We start from the raw sequence: 22,574 nt of genomic DNA, 5'->3' as shown, positions 1-22,574 counted from the left end.
TCCATTAACTTGCCACTTCACCGCTCCTTTCTCACCCTACTCATCGAATATTTACTCATTCCGAGCATTGAGGCAAGGTCTTTCTGCTTTACTTTTTTAATGAAATCGGGGTATGAGAAAAGAGCTTTATAACGGTCTTTGGCGGATTGGTTTTGGAATAATTCTATGATTTTCGTTAGGTTTAAAATCGTTTCTTGTTGGTTGTAAAATAGAAACTTAGCAAACCAATCGTATTTTTCAATCAGTAAATCAATGTGTGCTTTGTGGATTTGCAAAACTTCGGTGGTTTCGGTAGCGATGATTTCGTATCGAGAGGGCGTACCTTTTATAAAACTTTCCAATTCCGTGAAAAAATAGCCTTCAAAAGCCACCCAACTCGTGCGTTCTTCTCCCAAATCATTAAAATAATAAATTTTCAAAACCCCTTGATTAACAAAATAATAATGTTTGCAAATACTTCCCTTTGATAATAAAATTTCGCCTTTCGCCAACGATTTTAAAGAGAAAAAATCTTCCAAATCCAAGGGGGCTACGGAGCAGTTCGGAACCAAGGATTGTATATAATCGATAAATTTTTCCATTGTTATAATCTGTGAAATTGAGGTTTCAGCAAAAGTAAAGAGTTTTTGTTAGACACTGAAATATTTAATCTCTTGATTCGAAAACCATTCAAAACTTGATACCTTTGCAAAAAAATAGCTAATCGAAAAATGAATCTCCATACGATTTTTACGGAAAACTTTTCCTTGGGAAAGGAAATCGTTATCCCAAGAGGAGCGTTTTTAAAAATTGTAGATACGAAACCGCAGCAGATACCCACAAGTAAAAAGCTCTATATAAGGCTTCGGTAAGGAAAGATAAGAACATCAGTGCCTACAACATCACTGTTGCTGACCTGTTAAATACTCATACCGAAATGCAGAAAATAAAAATATATTTTTAAGGTTATGGATTATTTTATAAAACTTTATTTTTAATACATTGTCGAAAATAAAACATAAAGGACTGCTATAGATGCAGTCCTTTGTGGTTTTATTAAATTCCGTTCTCGGTAAGTAGCTCGATGAGCTCAGGGTCAGAAGGACGTGGAGCGTCGGCACTAATAATGTTTCCTTCTGTGTCAAGTAATATAAATTGCGGAATTCCCGTAATTGCATAATCCTTAACAAAATCTGTCTCCCAAGCATTATCGGCAAAGAGTTGTATGCCTACCAATTCTTTTTCTGTTACAAAGTTTCTCCATTTCTCGTGATTTTTCTTATTATCTACCGAAATGCTTACAAACTCAATATTTTTACCGTGATATTTTTTCTCAATTTCTTTCAGATGTGGAATCTCTTCGATACAAGGTCCGCACCAAGTTGCCCAAACATCAATGTACACGAACTTTCCTTTTAGGTCAGCCAGAGCCGTTTTTCCTCCTTTGTGATTCTCAAAATTGAAAGTAGGCGAAGGATTTCCTTTTTGTAAAGCCTTAACTTTATTGTATTTTTCAGTGAGCTTTTCTTTCATTTTACTATCGCTTACGTTAGCCATAAGCTCGCTATATACCTTTTCAGTTACCGTACTTCCTGGTGAAATGTGAAACTCCAAATGCCTTTTTGCAATTGCATTACGAACGTTGTCACTTTTTATCTTTTTAAAATTATCCAAGGCTATGTTTACATACTTTTCTTCATCGTGTTTATTACCGAATTGCTGTTGATAGGCATCGTTATTGTTTTTTTCAAACAACTCTTTCACCAAATCTCGATAAATTCTTGAAAAACGAAAATCTTCAGCATTATCAAAGTCGGTTGTGTTTAACTTAGGAAAACTTTCCGAAACTTTAAAGTCTATCTGTTTTGTAAAGAAAGCGTGATATTCTTGGTATCGACTCAAAAGGAAATCAGCTTCGTAAGCTAGGGTTTTTTCCTCCAAAACTTTAAATCCTTCTACACTGAAAGTAGTTTTATCGAGTAATTCTTTTTGCTTTGTGCTAAGCTCATTTACTTTTGCTACAAAATCTTGTTCTTCAAGCTTATATAACTCATACACATCTTCACCCAAAACATCTTCTGAAAGTTTAAATTTGCTTAGAAGATAATTGTTTTCGGCAATTAAATCTCCTGAAATTTTACTCTGCTCTGGATTTTCAAAGTCTAACTCAATATTCAAATTTTTACCTTTTTGCAAGTAAATATCTGTACGAGCAAGGGTATAACCTCCGTTGTGTGCCAACATTAGTGTATCGTTAAATGACTTATCGGCATTAAGCGGAATTTCTTTTTCAAAACCATCACCAATCAGTATGATTTCTTCATAATCATAATTACTTACCTTACCAGAAAGTATAGTATATTCTGGTGTTTTTTCGGTACAAGAAGCCAACAAGGCACATCCTAATACGGGAATAATAAATCTTTTCATAAAATAATAAAATTCGTTAATATTGCAAAAATAAAAAATTTTTTAAAAGTATTATTTTTTGAGTTTATTATTTATCCTCTTGTCTTGAAGCATAATATGAGAAAACAGAAGTACTATAACGAAAAAACGCCTTAAAGGCGTTTTTCATTTTTTTAAGAATTTCATAAAGAAATACAGAAAATAAAAATATATTTTTAGGTTATAGATTATCTTACAAAACCTTATTTTTAAAAATTTCCTCGCATCAAAAATCTTTTTTCTTTGCTTTACGATTGATGAAAAACAACAGCCCCATAATCCAAGTCAGAAGCATTGCCATTGAAGCCCAAAGCCCTAATTTTGAACCGAAAAAACTCTTGAAAATAGCCCCCGTGTAACCCATAAGTGCCGAAATATCCAACTTTAAAAGAATCAGTATCCTTGATAAATCAATCGGGTTGAAGAATGTAGCTATCAGCGAATATCTTTCAAGCGGATATTCCTGAAAAATAAGCAACGAAATCAGGAAAATACCATCGTAAATCACCGCCATAAAAAGCCATAAAAGAATTGAAAAACTAAATCCTTTTATTTTATTTTCATTGTGCAGAGCTATCAAATATGAAAAGCCAACGAAGATAAAATTCAGGAAAATCCCCGTGATTATCAGCATCAAAAAGTTAAAAATTTCTCCCGAAAGCAAAACACCATATAACAAAAACGGTATTCCCATTCCGAAAAGCAAACTAAGACTTAAAGACAATGCAATCCCAATGTATTGCCCTACGAAAAGCGTGGTTCGCCTTAGTGGTTGTGCCAATAAAAGCTCAATGAACTCTCGTGAATTGTAGTAGTACATCACTCCGAATATCGTAGCAATAAGCGGAATGAGAATTGTTACAATATTCATAAAAGTAATGATAGATTTGGCAACGTCATTGCTTAAAAAAAGTAAAATGCTACTAAGCAAAAGATAAAATCCTAAGTAAAAATACGACCAACTGCTACGCATCAGGTCAAAAAATGTATATCGAATAATCTTAATCATACGCTTGTTCTTTAAGTAATTGAGCTATGGCTTCCTGAAAATCTGTTTTTTGGGTTTTATTGATGAGTTCGGTAATTGTTCCTCTGAAATAAATATTTCCTTCAAGGATGAAAAGCACCTCATCGGAAAGTTCTTCTATGAAACTCAAAATATGTGAAGTCATCAAAATGGTTTTGCCTTTCTGCTTTTCTTTTATAATCAATTTTTTGAGTTCCAGCGTGGCGATGGGGTCTAATCCGGAAGTAGGTTCGTCAAGTACAATACACGGAGCATCAGCCATAAAGGTAAGAACGATATTTACCTTCTGTTTTGTTCCGCCGGAGAGATTTCCTAACTTTTTTTCCAGATGTTTTTCCAAATTGAACACCTCAATTAGCTCTTTATCATTGCAATTTTCGCCTTTTAGTTGCTTGATGAGCTTAATGAGTTCTTTAACTTTCAGATTGTTCGGAAAGTTCGCAATTTGAGGCAGATATGCTATTTGTTGGCGATAATCCCACTTATTTTTTATGGTTTTTCCTTGAAATTTAATATCGCCATCGGTAGGGATTACCATTCCGAGGAGGCTTTTTATCAAGGTTGTTTTCCCTGAACCATTGGGACCTAATATGGCAAAGATTCCGTTGCCTTCTATGGCGAAATCAATGCCTTTTAGTACGTGCAATTTGTCAAATTTTTTATGTACGTTGCTAAATTCTATCATAGTATATATTTACTTTATTTCTTGATTGGATACGGACGCATCAAAGGCGACGGGTCTATTAAGTTTTCGGGGGTGAAAGACGGAGCTACTTTTTCCGAAAAGTTGATAATATCAATAAAAAGGCTTCGTAGTAACACAACACTTTCAGGAGTTTTGTTGGCAATGTATGAAAACAGCTTCACGGGGCGGAAAGGCACATCACCGATGCCGTTTTTATCTAAATCGTAGCCCGTATAATCGCTCCAATAATTATTTTCAAACTTGTTATCGTGAACTTTATTGCTGTACGAAACATCAAAAGTGTTGTTTTCAAAATTATTATGGAAAAAATTGTTCGTATAACACGCCCCACGTATGCGGATTCCCCATCCGTTTTCCGAAAATGTGTTTTCTTCGTAATCAATTCGCGTACAGCCCTCTCCGTTAATGCCAACGGTGTTCTGATGAAAGGTATTTCCGATGATTTTTGAATCGTAAATTTCTTTCAGAAGCAATCCGTAAGAGGATTTTCCCCAGTTTTTCTGGAAAATATTTTCTTTCATTTCAATGAACTTAGAAAACATCACCGCAACTCCTGCCCCATTGGCACAAAATTCATTTTTGTAATAAATGTTATTATTCGAGAACATAAAATGCAAGCCATAACGAAGATTGTTATAACTTTTATTGCCTTTGATGGTGGATTCGGACACAAATTCAAAATAAATACCGTCACGCGACTTTGACACATCATTATTTTCAATGGTTACACGATTGCAGTACCATAAATGAATGGCATTTCCGGAATTGTACTCCTCTTTTGCTCGCCCAACGACTTGATTTTGCTTTACAATGCCATCGTTGGACTTTTCTAAGAATATTCCGTAGTAAATATCCTCAAAGGTATTGTCCTCAATGATGAAATTATTGCTTTTTACAAGCCTGATTGCTGCATAATCCTTCGTGAAACTTTCTCCAACACCTTTAAAATGAAATCCTTTTATGACAATGTCAGAAGTTTTGGCAACAAGTATTTCTCCTTTTCGCTCTCCGTCAATAATTGGGCGATTTTTTCCTAAAATAACCAGTGGCTTATCAATGGTTAAATCGTGTACTTTATAAGTTCCCTTTTCAACAAGAATAGTGTCATTGGGCTGAGCCATTTCAACAGCTTGTTTTAAGGTTTTTACTTGACAATTTTGGCAAACGGTAATCGTGTTTGCTTTGACAAAAAAGCCAATTAACAGAAAGTGATATAAAAGTAATTTTTTTAGCATCAAAAAAAGTGTTTTTTAATATGATTTTTCAGTAAAAAATATCGCAATGAAGGTGATTTGGTTTCTGATTTCTCTGTTTGATATTAAAATTTGAAAATTGTAAGAGAAATTCCATACTTTTGAAATGTCATTTTTCGGTATGAACAGAAAATATTTCTTATTTTAGACTTATATTTCATTTTGTACAGAAAATTTTTCTAATTTCCCCATTGTTTTTAGTTATTTAACACTGTGACTTTGTTATTTCCCCATCGGATTTACATTTTCCCCTGTCGGATTTACATTTTCCCCCGAGCAACTTGCTTATTTTAGGCACAAAGTTAGCCATTCCCCCGAAAGGATTGGCTATTTTGTAGTAAAGTTTTCGTATTTTGGAGAGAAAGAAACCCTTTTGAAGAAAATTATTGAGTTTTTTTAGTCAAAACTGACTTATTTATTCCGACTCTTCTTCCAAAAAATATTGCTTGATGGCTTCCCAATCGTATAATTTTCCGTCTTTTTCTTTGTGCATTTTCTCTGCATCGGCTTTATTTTCAAAAGCAGAAAGAAACGCTCCCATTGGGCTTGGAAGATTTTCAGAAATTAAAAAAGTAGCCTTTGTTGCATCGACCAACCTATCTTGTGACATATAATCGCAAGCCAAATAAAGTGCTACATCTTCCTTTTGGTCACGAAGCATACACTCTATGGCATCATAACGATAGGCTTTGCCTTTATTGGTTACCACTTCGGCAGCAAATTGCTTATCCACAATGGTCATTTGGCAGTAATCACACAAATGGCTTCCGTAATCGATGGGTTGTGCTTTGGGTTTACAGCTAATTACGCTTGTTATTATCCCGATGAAAATAATTATTCTTGATATGTTCATATTTTTAGTGTTTGAGTATTTTATTTTTGACAAAAAAATAAATGTTGCCAATTATAGGATTATCATCAAATCAACAACACTTATTATAAAACTTTAAGAGATATTCTTACGCCTGTAAACTATCATAAACGCCACGAAGGCTATAATACTTGCCAAAATCATTGCGTAAGTTCCCATATCGGGATATGATTTTGCAAGGAAATTCAACAATTGTTTTTCTCCTAAAAGCGGTGGTTGATAACTCATTCCGGGTATTTTAATTTGTGCCGTAGGGTTTAAATTATGCCCGTAATCGTATTCCCACAAATAGAAGTCGTATATACCTAATGCCCCTAACACAATAAGTAGCAAGCTCCACACCAAATAAAGGATTTTCTTTCCTATGATGGCAAAAACAACTCCCAAAATCGCCAATCCGATGATTATATACGGAAAGTAAGTCAATTCAGGAATGCTTTCGGGAGTTATGGCTTTCATCCCGATGTAGTGATTTAGGATATTTACGTTTTGAAGCGTGAATTCGTCACTTCCTGTTATTTTGTTAATCCAAATATACATTTTTATCCCCTCAGGATACTGCGGAGCCTCCAATGTAATGTTCCAGATAGGAAATGCAAAAAGCGACAGCATCAACATTGAGGCGATAAACATCAGTACGCGTGATAGATTTTTCATAACAGCTGGTTTTAAATAAAGTAAGTACGCATTGTTACGTACTTACTTTACGGATTTGTTTTTATTCTTCACCTAAACTCCATTTGAGTTCAACATTCGCATTTTTGTCTGAAACACGAATGTATCCTTGCATTTCTTGATGCAAAGCAGAACAGAAGTCTGTACAATAGAACGGATAAATTCCCGCTTTCAGAGGCTCCCAATAAAGAGTTTCTGTTTGTCCCGGCATAACGAGCAACTCGGCATTTTGTGCACCCAATACTGAGAATCCGTGAGGAATATCCCAATCTTGCTCTAAGTTGGTTACGTGGAAGTAAACCTTGTCACCTACTTTAATTCCTTCAATATTATCAGGAGAGAAGTGGCTACGAATCATTCCCATATACACGTGAACGATGTTTCCTTCACGAACTACTTTTGCCTCTGCGTCGCTTCTTACAACGTACGGGTGTTTATTATCTTTAAGCGGATAATATTTTACAGATTTAGGAGCTATTTTGTCAGCGTGAATACCTTGTGCATAGTGAGGCTCACCGATGGTTGGGAAATCCAACAAAAGTTGCATTTTATCTCCTGAAATATCAAATAATTGTGCAGATTGTGTAAGTTCTGGACCTGTTGGCAGATATCTGTCTTTCGTAATTTTATTCATAATCAACAGATATTTTCCGTCTGGTTTTTTGGAGTCTCCTCCCGGAATCATTAAGTGCCCCGGAGAGTAGTACACCGGCTGTCTGTCCACAATTTCCCAAGTACCTACTTTCCATTTGATAACTTCAGAAGAAATGAAAAGCGTAGTGTAAGCAAAACCTTTGTCGTCAAACTCTGTGTGAAGAGGTCCGAGCCCTGCTTCTTTCACGATTCCTCCAACTACTTCGTCCATTTTCAAGATTGGCATTCCGTAAGCCTCTCCTTCAAATTTTTTCTCTTCGATGGCTTTCAAAACTTTTGTGAAAGAGTGAACGGTCAAATCCGTAGAAAGTTTTCCGTTACCAACGATATATTCCCCTGTTGGGTCAACATCCACTCCGTGAGGAGATTTTGGTGTTGGTAGCAAATAAACCAATCCGGGGCATTCTTCAGGCGATAAAACTTTCACTTTGTTTTGTTTGGTAGAAGTCGCGATGTGTGTGTGTTCATCGTAAATGTTATGCATATAGCTTGCTTCTACCTCTTTGAACTTACCTTCTTTGATGAATTCTTCTGCTTTTTTCCAGTTTATGGCAGCGATGAAGTCTTTATCATTTTGAGAAGCCTCTACTTCCAGAAGTGTGTTAGCCTCTTCGGTGTTGTACGTTGTGAAGAACATCCAACCGTGAGAAGCTCCCTTACCGGAGTGAGCCAAATCGTAATTGAATCCTGGCATTAACACCTGAAATTCAATATTCATTCGGCCGGTTTGAGGGTCAACTTTGATGAATGAAAGCACACCTTTGAATTTTCCTTTGTACTGATTGATAGCCACATCTCCCTGCGGATAAGGCACTGCAAAACGAGTTCCTGCAACTATGTATTCGGTATTTTCCGTAGTAAAAGGTGAACTGTGGTTTCCGGCACTGTTCGGGATTTCGATAATCTCGGCAGTTTCAAAGGTAGATAAATCAATACGTGCGATACGCGGCGTATTATTTCCGTTAATGAATAACCAACGTCCGTCCGTTTCTCCGTTTGTTTGAGAAAGTTCAGGGTGGTGCGAGTCGTCCCAAGGAATGAAGCCGTGTGTGGTTTCCAACATTGGTTTTGTTTCCTCGTTGTAGCCGTATCCTTTTTCAGGGTCCTGAGAAAATACGGGAATCACTTTAAGCAAACGCCCGGAAGGCAAACCGTAAACGCTTACCTGTCCGCTAAATCCACCCGATAGAAAAGCATAAAACTCGTCGTGTTCACCGGGTTTTACATATACTTTTGATGCCACATCGGTATCCAATATGCCTTGACCGTTTTTTTTGTCAGAGCCGCAAGATACTATTGCCGACAACAAAGTAACGCATCCGAAAAATTTAATTACATTTTTCATATAGAAACTATTTAATATTATCCAAAATTATTCGATGGTTCTGAAATATTCCAAAATTTCACGAGCCTGTTGCTCAGAAACATTTTGGTTTGCCATCGGAGCTCCGTTAGCCTCTTTAAGCAATTGCATTGCGATTGGGTCTTTCTGAATCATTTCTTCCGGATTCATAATCATATTCATAACCCACTCTGGCGAACGTCTTTTTAAAATGTCTTTCGGAGCCGGACCAATGAATTTTTTTGTAGGTCTATGGCAAGCCGAGCACAATGTTTTGAAATGCTCCTCTCCTTTTTTAGCCATAGCTTGGTCAATTGTTTCGCCAATGGTTACACTTTTGACCGGACCTATTCCTTTGTTTGACATAAAATCCGAAGGATTAGACGTATCCACCACCTCAGCTTTAGGAGTTTCTTTTTCCGTTACTGTTGTTTGAGGCGTACTTTCTTGTGTTTGCTGCTGATTCTGATTGTTGTTTTTACAACTTGCAAAAATGAGTAAAACTGCTGCTAATGTTGTTGTTATTCTTTTCATACGAATTATTATTAGTTTGTTAGTATATTTCTTGGCAAAAGTATAAAAATATATTAAAATAAAAAGACTTTATTGTCTTATTTTTATAATTTTATTAATCCAAATCGAGCAAAAATAACACAACTAATTAAAAATCAGAATTATAAACTTAATTGGATTTATCAAAAAATGTTTAATTATGAACCTTAAAATTATCAAAAATTTCTGAGTTAGCTTGGAAGTAAATGAACATTGGTAAGGTTATCTTCATACGGAAATCAGTACAAAGTTATAAAATAATTAAAACTAAATGAAATTTTTTGAAAAATAATCTGAAAAAATTATTAAACTGTAATTATCAGGATTAAAAAAAGTAACTGTTTATCAATTTGAAATGAGAATAAATAACTAATAATTAACAATGTACAAAAAAAGCAATCTATTTTTATAAAAAATAAAAACGATTGATTCACATCAACCGTTTTTTAAAATAATAAAAAAGAAAACTTAAAAATAAAAATTATGAAAAAAACTTTGTTATTTACTATTTTGATAAATATTCTGTAATTCCTAATTTCTCCAATTTTGAGTAAATTTCCTGCAATTGGCTTGCTGTTAGTGTCACGTGAGGATATCTGGCACTTCCGCAATCTACACCTAACAAACGCATAAAACTCTTTCCGCCACCATTAAACCCTCCGTAAGAAGCCACAATATTAACAAATTCTATGGCTTTTTGCTGTAAATCAGCAGCAAATTCGTTATTTCCTTTCTCAAAATTTTCTTTGATTGCCAAATAAAGTTTCGCCAAATGATTGTAAGTACTTCCCACCCAGCCTGTTGCTCCCAAAGGCAAGCTTGGTAAAAAAGCCTCATCTACCCCAAAAAGAATATTGAATTCCTGATTATTATAAAATCTTGATTGGGTAAAATGAATCATATTGTTCTGCGTGAACTTCAACCCTGCAAAGGTAGGAATTTCTTCCTTAACTTTTTGCATAAATTGAGTCATATCAAAGTTAGCCCCAGTTAAATCAGGAATATGATAATAATAAAAAGGTACGTTTGGAGCTGCTTCGGCAATAGCTTTACAATAATCTATTAATTTTTCAAGATTCGGTTTGAAGTAAAAAGGTGCTAATGTGGAGATTGCATCAACCTTATCCGCAGAATGTTTTGCCAATTCCACAGCGTGATTTAAATTGATGTCCCCCACGTGGTTGGTAATGAAAAAGTCTGGAGATTTCTGCTCAGCCCACGCCTCAATGATTTCTTTCCTTTCTTCAACAGAAAGCGAAGCAAAATCACCTGTAGAACCATTTGCAAAGATACCCTTAACACCGTTTCTTTTTAAAAAATCGGCGTATTGAGGAACTACCTTGGTTGAAACTACTCCTTTTGAATCCATCGGAGCGTAAGTTGCAGCTATTAAACTTTTCATCTTACTGTATTATGTATTACATAGTGCAAAGATAATTCTTTTTTCAAAAACACCAAAAAATTATTTCAGTATTTTTAATATAATTTTCACTTCTATGTTAAAAAGTTCAAACGTGATTTTTTCTATCCCTTATAATGGCTCGCAATTACGTTACGAATCGACGTAAATCCTATTTCATTTAAATCAATTTGATTTATGGAAATCCACTTTAAAGCCTGAATTTCATCTTCTGCATTTACCTTTAATTCAGCTTCTTCAAGAGGACATTCAAAGAAAATATCCATCGTGCGATAAGGAACATTTTTATACAGATAATTATTCGGGAAAGTTGTAACGTACTTCAACTGTGAAGGTTGTATATCCAGCCCAAGTTCCTCCCTAACTTCACGGCAAGCCGCTTGTTCTGCATTTTCATTCGGGTCGATGAATCCCCCTGGCAAGTCCAATTTGCCTTTGTCAGGCTCTACATTTCTGACCGTAAAGAGAATTTTATCCCGATGCCTGAACACAACAACGACCGCAGCCGCTATATTGTGATAATAAACAAAGTCACAATCGTGACAGAAAAAACGCACATTATTCGGAAATTCAACATTTGTTGAAGTACAATTAGGGCAATGTTCAAAAATCATTTTTTCCATTTATTATTTTATATTTTTACAAACAAAAAAGGGAAATTTCTCTCCCTTCTTTATTATTTAAATTTACCTGTATAGTGTAAAATTACCATAGAATTTTCGGTTATCTTTCGCCTTGTTAAGCTCTAAAATATACCAATAATCACCCGATGGCATATGTTTGCCCTCATACATTCCGTCCCAAGAATCAACAGGCGTTAATATTGTCATCGTTCTACCATTTCTATCAAAGATGTAAGTCCTCGATTTCGGGTAGTTTTCAATATTTTTTGGTTTCCATCTGTCATTTATCCCGTCACCATCCGGAGTAAAGAAATTCGGCGTCACGATATCATAGAACACTTTTCTTATTGTAAGGGTATAAGTACAACCTAAAGCATCTGTTACCTCAACTGAAATTTCTCTGCTAACCTCATTTGTCAGCGGGTCAACATATCTCGGGTCGCTTTCTTTTACAATATACACCGGATTATCTCCTTGGTCTTGATTATTAAATGAATATCGGTACGGAGCTACTCCTCCCTCGGCTTTTACCTCAATAGTATTCAAACCATTATTGATAACTTCCGTTGCTGTTAAAGCCTTAATTTCTTCCACAGTTACTGTTGAAACAGAGCTTGTACATTTTCCTAATTGTTGCCCGTCAGAATGTGATTTTACATACTCTATGGTTAAGGTTTGTATTGCTACCGTTCTGTCGTAATTATCTATAAATCCGTAATTTCCTTCAACACTTGAGAACGAACCTCGAGTACCATTCAAAATATAAAACGTATTATTTGCATCTACAGCACTTGCAAATCTCACCGCAATTGGGTCATAAAGCCCGTTTGAATTACAAGTTTTATCCTGATAAACTTCCTTCGGTTGGATATCAGGAAATTCCTCAATCGTAAATTCACTTGTAACTACCGAACAACCAGTAGCATCTGTTACTTTTGCATAGTAAACACCTGATTTCAAAATCGAGTCTGTTGTGATTTCAACTTCCGGAGCCAATGCCGGATTTGGAGGATTTGGAGTCACATACGAAACTGGCGTAACTCTGCTATTTGATTCCTTTGTATAAATATCAATCGAATAAGGTTGAGTTCCTCCTTTAGCTTTAATTTTCACGTAACCGTCCGCATCTCCATAGCAAACAATTCTGTCAGAAGCTGTTACGTCTATTTTGGTTTCTATTAAAGTAGGTTCGGTTATCGCAGTGTTTGTAACAGTTTTACACCCCATATTATCGACAACTGTCACCACATAAGCACCTGCTTTCAGATTTTCAAAAATATTTGATGCTTGCGTTATTTTCGGGTCTGTTCCGTTTTCCAATTCATACGTAAATATATTTGAACCGGAACCTCCACTCACATTCGTAACGACTATTCTTCCATCATTTTGCCCGTTACAGCTTGCATTCGTCGTTGTTACACTGGCAACTACCGCTTCAGGAGCTTTCAATTCAACTGTTTGTGTGCCTGTATAAGTTGAGCAGCCCCAATCGTCCGTTAAGGCGATTGTGTACACTCCTGCTGATAATCCTTTGAATACAACCAACTTATCTTGAATTGTTTGTGTTACATTTTCCGTAGCAGAAGACAAAGTTACCGAGTAAGGAGCTTTGCCTCCACTTACAATCTCCACAGAAATATCTCCTTTATTGGTTTCACAACTCACTTGGGGAGTTACCGGAGTCGCTTTAACAACAATTTCCGAAGCTGCCTGCGGTATCGTAAATAAAGTACCTACCGAACAACCGTTCGCTGTTGAAATTGCATCAATACGATAATCTCCACCAGTCAAATTCAATACCTCTACAACTGATTCTCCCACAGGGACAACTCCCGTTACTGTCTGATTTGTAGTCTGATGCGTAATTGTATAAGTAAATCCTTCTGTGGCTTTATTTCCTCCAACAGTTGGCTTCTTATCTACAAAAGTAAGCGTTATTCTACCATCATTTTCCTGATAACAAGAAGGTTGCCTTTCATTTGATTTGTTAATTTCAAACTTATCCGTTAAATCTCCTACTTGATGAGTGCCTTTTGTGTTGCAATTTGTAACCAAATTTTCAACTGTTATTTCGTAATCACCCGCTGGCAATAAACCTGTAAATGTGTAACTTACAGAATTTGTAGCCGTTGTTGATGAATAAGTTTCACTTACTGTGAAGTTATCACTCAATCTTTTTGCAGTAAAACGAAGTTCTGTTCCCGGAATGTAATTCGGTGTAGCTGTTACATTTACCGAAATTTGTTCGTTTACCAAACAAGTTATTGGGTTGGCAACAGTTACTGCAACATTCGATAAACTGAAAGAAGGATTAATTGTTACCTCATTCGTGTTTGTAGCACATCCCGCAGAATCTCTTACTTCTACATAAAATGTTCCTCCATTAACATCTGTTACAGAAATAGTTGATTGATTATTTCCTCCTGCGGAAGTTCCTGTTGTTTTGTTGAAAAACTCCCAAGTGTATGGAGGTACTCCCCCACTTATTTGATTTGCATCGAAGGAAATCACGGCTTCCAAATTGGAATTTGTAACACACGAAAGTTGCGTAGTGCTCAAAGCGTTATTTGCCAATATAGGCGGATTTAATTTAACAATTTCTTGTATTTGTCGTTTACATCCGTTATTTCCTGTTAGCTCTATCGTATATTCAATTCCTGCAATTGTTCCTGACAAATTTGTAAATTTCGCTGTATTCGCTGAAGATGACGCCGGCGTAATAACTGTAGGGGTTACTATTCCTGTTGTCAAATCCTTCATCTGAATTATTTTAAAATCAATCGGCTCCAAACTCGCTGATGTTGCTACCAATTCGATACTTCCTTCGGCTTGTTTGTAGCAAGATTCAGGAGTTATCTTGGTCTGCTGAGCATCTATTTCCGGTAATTTGGCTGCTTCCACTATGACAGGATTGCTGATTTTCGGAGTGGTGCAAGAAACCATCTGCGAATCTCTAACTCGGAATTCATACTCACCAACCACTGAAACATCTACCGTCACAGAAGTTGATGTATTTGAAGGAATCGTTACCGTTGACGAAGAAACAGTTGTATATGAATTAGTTGCTCTGTCTATTACTTGAACAAGCTCGTAGGTATAAATGCCTGTCCCTCCTGAAATATCTGCCAAAGTAATTTGTGCCGCCGTTGGGTTTTTACAAGAAAGTTCTCTCGTAACACTTGCCGCTCCCAACGTAACCGGTGCATTTACAGTAACAGTACGTGTATCACCGCAATTATCCGAATCAACCACAGTTATGGTGTGAATACCTGGTGATAATTCCGGAATAGTGAACGGCGTTACGTTTATCTGTATTGGGGTCGCTCCGTCCAACACATAGTAATGGCTAAGCGTAGGTTCTCCGAAAGTGATATTAACATTTACGTTGTATTTCCCGTTTGATGGGTTACATACATCAACCTCAATATTATCTATTGATGGCTCAAGTGCCTGACTAATTGTAAATGTTTTCTGTGTGTATTCTTTGATACAACCCTTACTATTACTATCCAACACATAAACTTTGTAAGTTCCTATTGGTAAATCCAAAATATTATCTCCAAAATTTGTCACAACATCCGTTGGATTTGGTGTGGTAAAATCTGCTTCTGTAGGGAATGGTTCTGTACTTAATCGAGCCATATAACGATAAGGAGCTAAACCTTCTACCGTTGTATCAATTCTCAATTGTCCTTTATCCACACAATTCACCTTGTCTCTTACTACTGTTATATCCTTGATTTCCACAGGAATTTTAAAATCAAAAATTTCAAAACTTGTTACTGTTTTTGTTCCACAAAGGATATATTTTTCCACTGTATAGATATCAGACACGGTAGGTGTGAATGTTCTGTTAGTTTCTTCTATAAGTTTTGTGTTTCCTCTAAACCACTGATAACCTGTAAATAATGGTTGTGCTTCGAGAGGAGTTACTGTACAGAAAATCGCTTCTTTTCTATTATCTGAAGTATTAATTTCAATAGTTGAAGAAACTGTTTTCGTGTCGTTTCGTAAACAAGCTGCTCCTCCCCCTTCATATTTTATTACAGATTTAAACCCAAGAAAATTCATACAAGGTTTTGCAGCTTCTTCCTGACCTCCTGTAAGTTGCAAAGGAATTCTAACTTTTCCTCCCGTTGACGGATAATTCGGAATTGTGAAAGTATATGACTTATTTGTCGGATTATATACGGGAATAGTTCCTGCTCCAGCTCCGGAAACATCTACAGAGTGTACTGCCGATGGCTCCACATTTGAATTACTTGGCAACTGTACGGTTAATTCGGCTTTTGAAATGATTTCTTGCCCTATGTTTTGATAACTCACCTCATAGTAGAACAATTGGTCGGCTGTTAATTCTGTCAATTCATTTGCTCCTCCATCGGTATATTTATCTGTCAGAGAAGATTCTAACTTAGGTTCATTAATTGTGATGACCAATGTCCTCGAAGCTGTATTTCCTAAAGCATCTGTAAAAGTATAAACCACAGAATGTACCCCCACAGTAAGCTCCAATGGCTGTGTATGTGTTGAAGAAACTGTTACTGTATTAGGACAAATGTCTGTGTAAGTAGGTTCTTGCCAAGTGATGTTACTTACTGTACACAATCCTGCTGGTATCGTGTGAATTTGATTATCTGGGAATGTGGTAATTTGAGGAGCGTCTCTATCATCTATTATCGTAATAGTTGTTGTTTGTGTACTTCCCGAAGTCGAATCACATCCAAAATGATTTTTAAGTTTCACCGTTACCTCATAAGTCGTTTGAGTATGTACAGTTTCAGTAAATATCTTTTGCCCAATTCCCAAAGGTCCTTCTTTAGTTCCTGTATTAGGATTTATTCTAAACCACTCAATATCGAATAAAGCCGGAGAAACGTTTACTTTCATAGTAGCCATATCTCCCGGACAGATATTCTGAGAGGAATCAACCCCAAGTTGAAACACAGCATCAGAATTAACCTCTACCGGCTGTGTCACATAATCAAAACAAGTATTCTTAATCTCCACAGTGTACCTACCATTATCCAAATTCTGGAAAGAATGTGTTTTCACTGTTGATGAGAGCGTTTCCGAAGCGACAGCGGTCTTAATACCACCTACTTCTTCTTTATACAAAATATAGGTAACATCCTCATCAGCCAAGTCACTGAGTGATAAATCTATAAGAACCATCCCCGAACCATCGGTAGTTCCGCAAGAAATACTTGACACATAAGGCTGAAAGTTACGTGGTTTAATTTCAATATCAGGAGAATAACCTCTTACTTCCTGAAGTACGTACAGATTATCTGGAGTTCTGAGTCCCGTCAAAGGAAAATTCGCAAATGGTGGCAGTAATGTCCATACAAATTCGAGAGGTGAAGGAGTACCCACCATTGTCATATAATAATAATTTGATGTAACTAACCTATATATCCCCGCAGTCAAATTAGAAAAGGTTCCTTCAGGGGCAAAATTTCTAGTATTTACTATATCCCAGTTTCCTAGTGCATTTCTACGTTGTAGATATACGTGTATCCAATCCCGATTAGGAGCTACATTTCCTAACGTGTATGTGATTTCATTCGTGTCACATTTTTTTATAACTCGATAAGAAGGAGCATTATTACCTGTTCCAAATGACATTGCTTCTATATCTGCAAATTGAATAGTTCTTGTGGCAGAATCACAAGCGTCCTCCAATTTAAAAATGTACTCTCCTGGTGGAAAATCTCCAAGCCCTACAAAATCAACCCCATTGGGATTAATCGTACCTGGAATTAATGGTATTTCTATTGGGAAATTAATTGTTTTATCTACAGGCTCTTCAAAAAACAATGATGTCAGAAAAGACACAGAGGACTGTCCGTCAGCACGTGTGATTGTTAATTTTGCCTTACTGCTTGTTCCGGGAGGGTCGGAGGGGTGTATATAGTAGAAGTCCGTTGGCATAGGCATTCTAAAAGAAACTGTTCCGTTATAGATTCCTCTGTTTCGTTGGATACTGCCGAACGCCTTTTCAAAACGATTTGTTGAAAGATAATTTACATTACGAATAATTTGCTCCTGAACAGGGCAACCTGCTCCCGAAACAACACGAACTCGGTATGTACCTGCTCCGTGTGGAGTCACATCTACAATATCATAATCTGGTTCAGTATGAGTAACTTTAGAATAAGTTCCAGTGGATATTTCTTTCTCAACCTCATATTTAAACTTTCCGGCAGTCCAGTTTTGCCTTGTATAAGCATTCGCCCATTGATATCCTGTTATAGGGAACGTTCCTCCTGATAACAAATCAGTAAAATATTTTGTTCCTGAATTACCAAAAGATGTTTTAATCCTCAAGTAGGGTTCACAAGCCCCTGACTCTGAAGATGAATTTGACAAGGCAAAACCTCCTTGGGGAGTGACATCTAATTTAAATCGTCTTTGTAAAACCGTTCCAAGACCATCATCAATAGTAATCAATAACTCGTCTCCTTCCAAATAAACCGGATATGTTCGATATCCCCAACCATTAAATCCTCTGGAAGGGTTTGTGCTATGATAATCAAGATTATCAACATTCCCAACCCTGCTTGGGTCAGATGAATTTATTACCTCAATTTTAGCTCTCCCCGTTGCTCTAAAATAGTGTAATATATCGTTACTACGGCATCCTCCATTATGGTGAACGGTTTGCCCATCAGCTCTACGGATATTTATACCAAAACTGTATTTACAGTCATCTTCCGCACGTAAGGCTATAGGTCCCCAAGCAATATTGTACGAACCAGGCAAATATATCGCAGGAGGAGTATTTATTTCTACTTTTTTTATGTCCTCTTCACAATTTCTAATATTGCTCGGCACCACATTTTTTACTACCAAAAATGCTTTTATACCTGAAGGTATTCTATCCGTAGGAGATTCTTTTTCTAAGGTGTATGTAAAATTAGCCGATGCATTAGGACGTGTTATATTTCTCACCGGCACCAATATATTGCCATTTTCATCTTCCAAACTTACCTGAAAATCCGTTCCTACACCGGTTCCTCCAACAATGGTAAACCTAATTGTTCCGTCTTCTTGCGAAAAAGCCGGAGATGTTGTGTCTGTTCTTGACATTGTAGCTCCACAAAGCTCCAAACCATTGATATTAAGTTTAACAAAAGTACCCGCAACATTAATTTTTTTAGGAGAAGAAGAAGCTCCCGAAGGGTCGTGTAACAACACAGAATAATCTCCCGAAGCCAAGTCGTCAAACGTAATAGTCTCTCCTAAAGCCACATTGTGCTTTAATCCACCCGTGCTGCCACTTGGGAGTTTTAACTCTACCGTGAGCGAAGCAGTACACCCCGCACTTGCTGCAGGAAGCTGTACCGAAACTTGCCCGTTTGCAAGACAAACAGATTCCACAGAAGTTACATTAAAACCATTAATATCATAACATTGTCCCGCAACCCATTGGGATACAACAAAAAAAGCTAGTATTAGAAATATTCTCCTCATCATAAATAAAAAATAAGGTCAAAAAAGACATCAAGAGTAATTAACTAATTATAAACCAATTAAGTAATCATCCTTCATATATCTTTCTAACCTTTAATCAAATTCATTTCGCAAAATTATTTCTTTTTTCGTATATAAGAAAAAAAATAACATTTTTAAATATCATCAAAGAAAAAAGGAATAACGATAACTTTCTTTAACAAAACTTTACATTTTTGTTACCATTTATCAAGTTCTTCAATAACATTATATGCCGTCATATCAAATTTTATAGGAACTACCGAAACGTAGCCGTTAGCCAAAGCCCATTCATCGGTATCTTCTCCCACATCTTCATTGATGAATTTACCCGTCATCCAATAGTACGTTCTTCCCTGCGGACTTATCCTTCTGTCAAATTTTTCTTGCCAACGAGCCTGAGCTTGACGACAAATTCTAATCCCCTTGATTTCTTCTCTTTTCAACTTTGGAATATTCACGTTTAGCACAACTCCTTTCGGAAGCCCGTTTTTCAATACGTTTAATGCAATTTTTTTAACAAAATCGCGAGATTCCTCAAAATCAGCTTCCCAGCTATAATCTAATAATGAAAAACCAATCGCAGGAACTCCCTCTATTCCGGCTTCAACCGCTGCACTCATCGTTCCGGAGTAAATTACATTAATTGACGAATTAGAACCGTGATTAATTCCGCTTACGCACAAGTCAGGTGTGCGTTTTAACACCTCGTGTCGGGCTATTTTTACACAATCCACTGGCGTTCCACTGCAAGTGTATTCTCTTTGTATTCCATTATCAATATGTATTGGCTCGCAATGTAATGTAGAATCGAGCGTAACAGCGTGTCCCATACCACTTTGAGGCGAATCGGGAGCTACCACAACCACTTCGCCTATCTCGTTCATTATACGTATCAAACAACGAATGCCCGGAGCTGTAATTCCATCATCATTCGTCACTAAAATCAAAGGTCTTTTCTGCATATTTTTCACATTAATAAAAAGATAATTTTATTCATCCCAAACTTCTTCTACTTCCCAATTCGCCCTGAGTTCTACTAAATTAGGAAAGTACATTACCCTTTCGGGCTGGATGCGTTTTAAAAAATTACCCGTGTCCCAAATTTTATTCTTATTTCTATCTTCCGTGATTCGAATTTTATACTTACCCGGACTCACATTTTCAAAAATATATTCTTTCTGAGCCGATTCAAAATAAAGTTCACTTTCTATCCTATCTCCTTTTTCGTTGGTAAGTTGCAAAATAACAGGAAATTGCAACTCTTTTTTGATTGTAAGCTTCAATATGGAATAATCTTCCAGCTTTTTGGTTCTCAGATTCACTCGCAAAGTATCGTTAGTGTTTCCGAAAAAATCCGTTATCGCTTCCGGCAGTGCTTCAATTCGGTATGATGTATTGTGTTTTGTATCAAACACGATGGAATATTCCAATTTATCCCTATCCAATTTCGTTTTAAAAGGAAGTTCCAACGAGTCTTTTCCAAAAACCTTGATTTTTGTACTGTCCGTCTTTACTATCGGAATGTTTGACTTCCACGCGAAATTTTTCCCCATTGGCAGTTCTCCCGAAAAGTTATTGGAAACCAGCAAACTATCAGGTTTCATATTTTTCAACCGAACTTTAAAGGTATCTATTTTCTGGCTTCTTTGCACCGCAAAAAGCAGCGAGTCAGACTGTTTTGGAGAAAACCAAAAGTTCAAAGTATCTTTCTTCGGTTCTTTTGAAATGACGTATTTAAAATCCCCCTTCACTGGCGAAATGGGCTTAATTTGCACACTATCAGTGCTTCCTTCAAAACCAAAACTAATCCTATTTTCAGAGACTTGCACTGGGCGAGCCGGTTTGTAATTCAAAATTTCTTTAAATAACGTAAGCTCGTACGATGGCAATGTATCTTTATCTTCCACCGAAATAGGCTCATTCCAAAACGCTATTTTATCTTCCTTCTGGTCAAAACGATAGTTGTTATTTTTATCTTTCAGAGCCACCATAACATACTTCCCCTTTCGCAGATAATTCAGCTCAAAAGTCTCAAGACTATCAAGCGTATTTGTCACATAAGTTGGCTTACTTTTATAAATCAACGAATCTTTGTAATTTTCGTTGTATTCGTACAGCATTACGGTAACGAAATTATCAGGTGTGGGTTTAAGAGCGTCTTTTATTTTTCCCTTAACCTTCAATGAATCAACAAAATCCCCTGTGGAAAAAACATATTTAAAATCGGGATAAGGATTTCCCTCATTGTAATCCTGAATGCTACTACCGAAATTGAAAACATACGTGGTGTTAGGCTTTAAGGTATCCGAAATGCTTATATCCAGCTTTTTGGAGGCAGACATTGGCGATATGATAGGAAAATTTTCCATCGGGGGGGAGATGATAAGTTGTTTGCGTAAGTCTTTGATGACCACGAACTCATCAAACGTCAGGCGTATTTTATTCCGATTGAACTGCGTAGCCCCCGATTTCGGTTCGGCACTGAGCAAAACAGGAGGTTTTTCGTCCTTAGGTCCTCCCGTTGGCGAACCTCTTCTTGCACATTGCCAAAATACTGACATTGTTACGATTAAGACCAAAAAGTATTTATATTTCCCTGATATCTTTTTCATTTCTCACATACATTTTTCTGATGTACAGACCACAAAAGTACTATTTTTTGCAAATTATAAAAGAATTACCACCGAAAAAAAATATCCATTTTGAAACTTTCAAACTCTTCCGTACCTTTGCAAAAGAATTTTTTAAACCTCAAAATACATTGATTTTTTCTTGGATATTAAACAAAGTTCCACGTCCTTGGCTCATAAAAGCGAGCTATTGCGTACGTCCTTTCCTTAGTTTGTACTTTCGTGGAAACAAATATGAAGACCCCATCGACGGGAAAAAATTCCGCAAATTTCTGCCCTACGGTTACGCCGTGCAACGCCCCAATGTGCTTTCTCCTTCCACCTTATCTTTGGAAAGGCATCGGCTGTTGTGGCTTTATCTTACCCGTGAGACTGACTTTCTTTCCCGAACATTGAACGTACTTCACGTGGCTCCCGAGCAGGCTTTCTACAAACGATTTAAAAAACAACCACTATGGCAGTACACCACCACCGATTTACATTCTCCTTTGGCAGATGTCAAAGCCGATTTATGCAATTTGCCCTTTGCGGACAATACATTTGACCTGATTCTCTGCAATCACGTTTTGGAACACATTCCCGATGACCAAAAAGCTATGAACGAACTGCTTAGAGTAATGAAATCCGGAGGGACAGGCATCTTCCAGATTCCGCAGGACTACACTCGCGAGGCTACCTTTGAAGATGACAGCATCACTGACCCCGATGAACGCACCCGAATCTTTGGGCAGTACGACCACGTCCGTGTTTACGGAATGGATTACTTCGATAAGCTCCGAAAAATTGGCTTTGAAGTGGAGGAAGTCCGTTATGCCCAGCAATTTTCCGAAGAAGAAATAGAAAAATACCGCATCGTTCGGGAGGAAATCATTCCCGTTTGCCGAAAACCTTAACGAG

At 36.8% G+C, this 22,574-nt stretch carries 15 protein-coding genes; 1 reads left to right on the top strand and 14 read right to left on the bottom strand.

Features of this window, described 5'->3' with window-relative positions; all coding sequences use genetic code 11:
* Positions 1–17: 17 nt before the first annotated feature.
* The 14 genes from CGC58_RS10580 to CGC58_RS10510 all read right to left on the bottom strand — a co-directional run bounded on the left by CGC58_RS10580 (position 18) and on the right by CGC58_RS10510 (position 21,659).
* On the bottom strand, positions 18–581 hold the full coding sequence (locus CGC58_RS10580) for a Crp/Fnr family transcriptional regulator (protein WP_095896674.1): 564 nt from the start codon (positions 579–581) through the stop codon (positions 18–20).
* A 454-nt stretch (positions 582–1,035) separates the two neighbouring features.
* Positions 1,036–2,409 carry a TlpA family protein disulfide reductase gene (locus CGC58_RS10570; RefSeq protein ID WP_095896673.1) on the bottom strand — a complete coding sequence of 458 codons (1,374 nt, stop codon included), beginning with the start codon at positions 2,407–2,409 and terminating at the stop codon, positions 1,036–1,038.
* Positions 2,410–2,653: 244 nt separating this feature from the next.
* Positions 2,654–3,436, bottom strand: coding sequence for an ABC transporter permease (locus CGC58_RS10565; RefSeq protein ID WP_095896672.1), 783 nt, complete (start codon positions 3,434–3,436; stop codon positions 2,654–2,656).
* Positions 3,429–4,139, bottom strand: a complete 711-nt coding sequence (locus CGC58_RS10560; protein WP_095896671.1) for an ABC transporter ATP-binding protein — start codon at positions 4,137–4,139, stop codon at positions 3,429–3,431. The genes CGC58_RS10565 and CGC58_RS10560 overlap by 8 nt, the downstream gene beginning before the upstream one ends.
* A gap of 14 nt (positions 4,140–4,153) precedes the next feature.
* Positions 4,154–5,395 (bottom strand): nitrous oxide reductase family maturation protein NosD, encoded by a 1,242-nt coding sequence (gene nosD, locus CGC58_RS10555; protein WP_095896670.1) that lies wholly within the window; start codon positions 5,393–5,395, stop codon positions 4,154–4,156.
* A 433-nt stretch (positions 5,396–5,828) separates the two neighbouring features.
* Positions 5,829–6,266 carry a nitrous oxide reductase accessory protein NosL gene (locus CGC58_RS10550; RefSeq protein WP_095896669.1) on the bottom strand — a complete coding sequence of 146 codons (438 nt, stop codon included), beginning with the start codon at positions 6,264–6,266 and terminating at the stop codon, positions 5,829–5,831.
* 93 nt (positions 6,267–6,359) lie between these two features.
* Entirely contained in the window at positions 6,360–6,941 is a 582-nt protein-coding gene (locus tag CGC58_RS10545; RefSeq protein ID WP_095896668.1) for a hypothetical protein, read from the bottom strand.
* Between the two features lie 61 nt (positions 6,942–7,002).
* A complete protein-coding gene (gene nosZ, locus CGC58_RS10540; RefSeq protein WP_095896667.1) occupies positions 7,003–8,958 on the bottom strand; it encodes a Sec-dependent nitrous-oxide reductase in 1,956 nt (651 codons plus the stop codon).
* A 27-nt stretch (positions 8,959–8,985) separates the two neighbouring features.
* On the bottom strand, positions 8,986–9,489 hold the full coding sequence (locus CGC58_RS10535; RefSeq protein ID WP_018278494.1) for a c-type cytochrome: 504 nt from the start codon (positions 9,487–9,489) through the stop codon (positions 8,986–8,988).
* Positions 9,490–10,012: 523 nt separating this feature from the next.
* On the bottom strand, positions 10,013–10,909 hold the full coding sequence (locus CGC58_RS10530; protein WP_095896666.1) for a dihydrodipicolinate synthase family protein: 897 nt from the start codon (positions 10,907–10,909) through the stop codon (positions 10,013–10,015).
* Positions 10,910–11,031: 122 nt separating this feature from the next.
* Positions 11,032–11,550, bottom strand: coding sequence for an NUDIX hydrolase (locus CGC58_RS10525; RefSeq protein WP_095896665.1), 519 nt, complete (start codon positions 11,548–11,550; stop codon positions 11,032–11,034).
* A gap of 63 nt (positions 11,551–11,613) precedes the next feature.
* Positions 11,614–19,029 (bottom strand): T9SS type B sorting domain-containing protein, encoded by a 7,416-nt coding sequence (locus tag CGC58_RS10520; RefSeq protein WP_095896664.1) that lies wholly within the window; start codon positions 19,027–19,029, stop codon positions 11,614–11,616.
* A 215-nt stretch (positions 19,030–19,244) separates the two neighbouring features.
* Entirely contained in the window at positions 19,245–20,009 is a 765-nt protein-coding gene (surE, locus tag CGC58_RS10515) for a 5'/3'-nucleotidase SurE (protein ID WP_095896663.1), read from the bottom strand.
* A 27-nt stretch (positions 20,010–20,036) separates the two neighbouring features.
* Positions 20,037–21,659 (bottom strand): Ig-like domain-containing protein, encoded by a 1,623-nt coding sequence (locus tag CGC58_RS10510; RefSeq protein WP_095896662.1) that lies wholly within the window; start codon positions 21,657–21,659, stop codon positions 20,037–20,039.
* Between the two features lie 149 nt (positions 21,660–21,808).
* On the opposite strand from CGC58_RS10510, the gene CGC58_RS10505 reads away from it, so the two are divergent.
* A complete protein-coding gene (locus CGC58_RS10505; protein ID WP_232748888.1) occupies positions 21,809–22,570 on the top strand; it encodes a class I SAM-dependent methyltransferase in 762 nt (253 codons plus the stop codon).
* Positions 22,571–22,574: the final 4 nt, after the last annotated feature.

It is taken from the genome of Capnocytophaga stomatis (assembly GCF_002302635.1).
Lineage (GTDB): Bacteria > Bacteroidota > Bacteroidia > Flavobacteriales > Flavobacteriaceae > Capnocytophaga > Capnocytophaga stomatis.
This window is presented reverse-complemented; position numbering and strand designations above follow the sequence as displayed.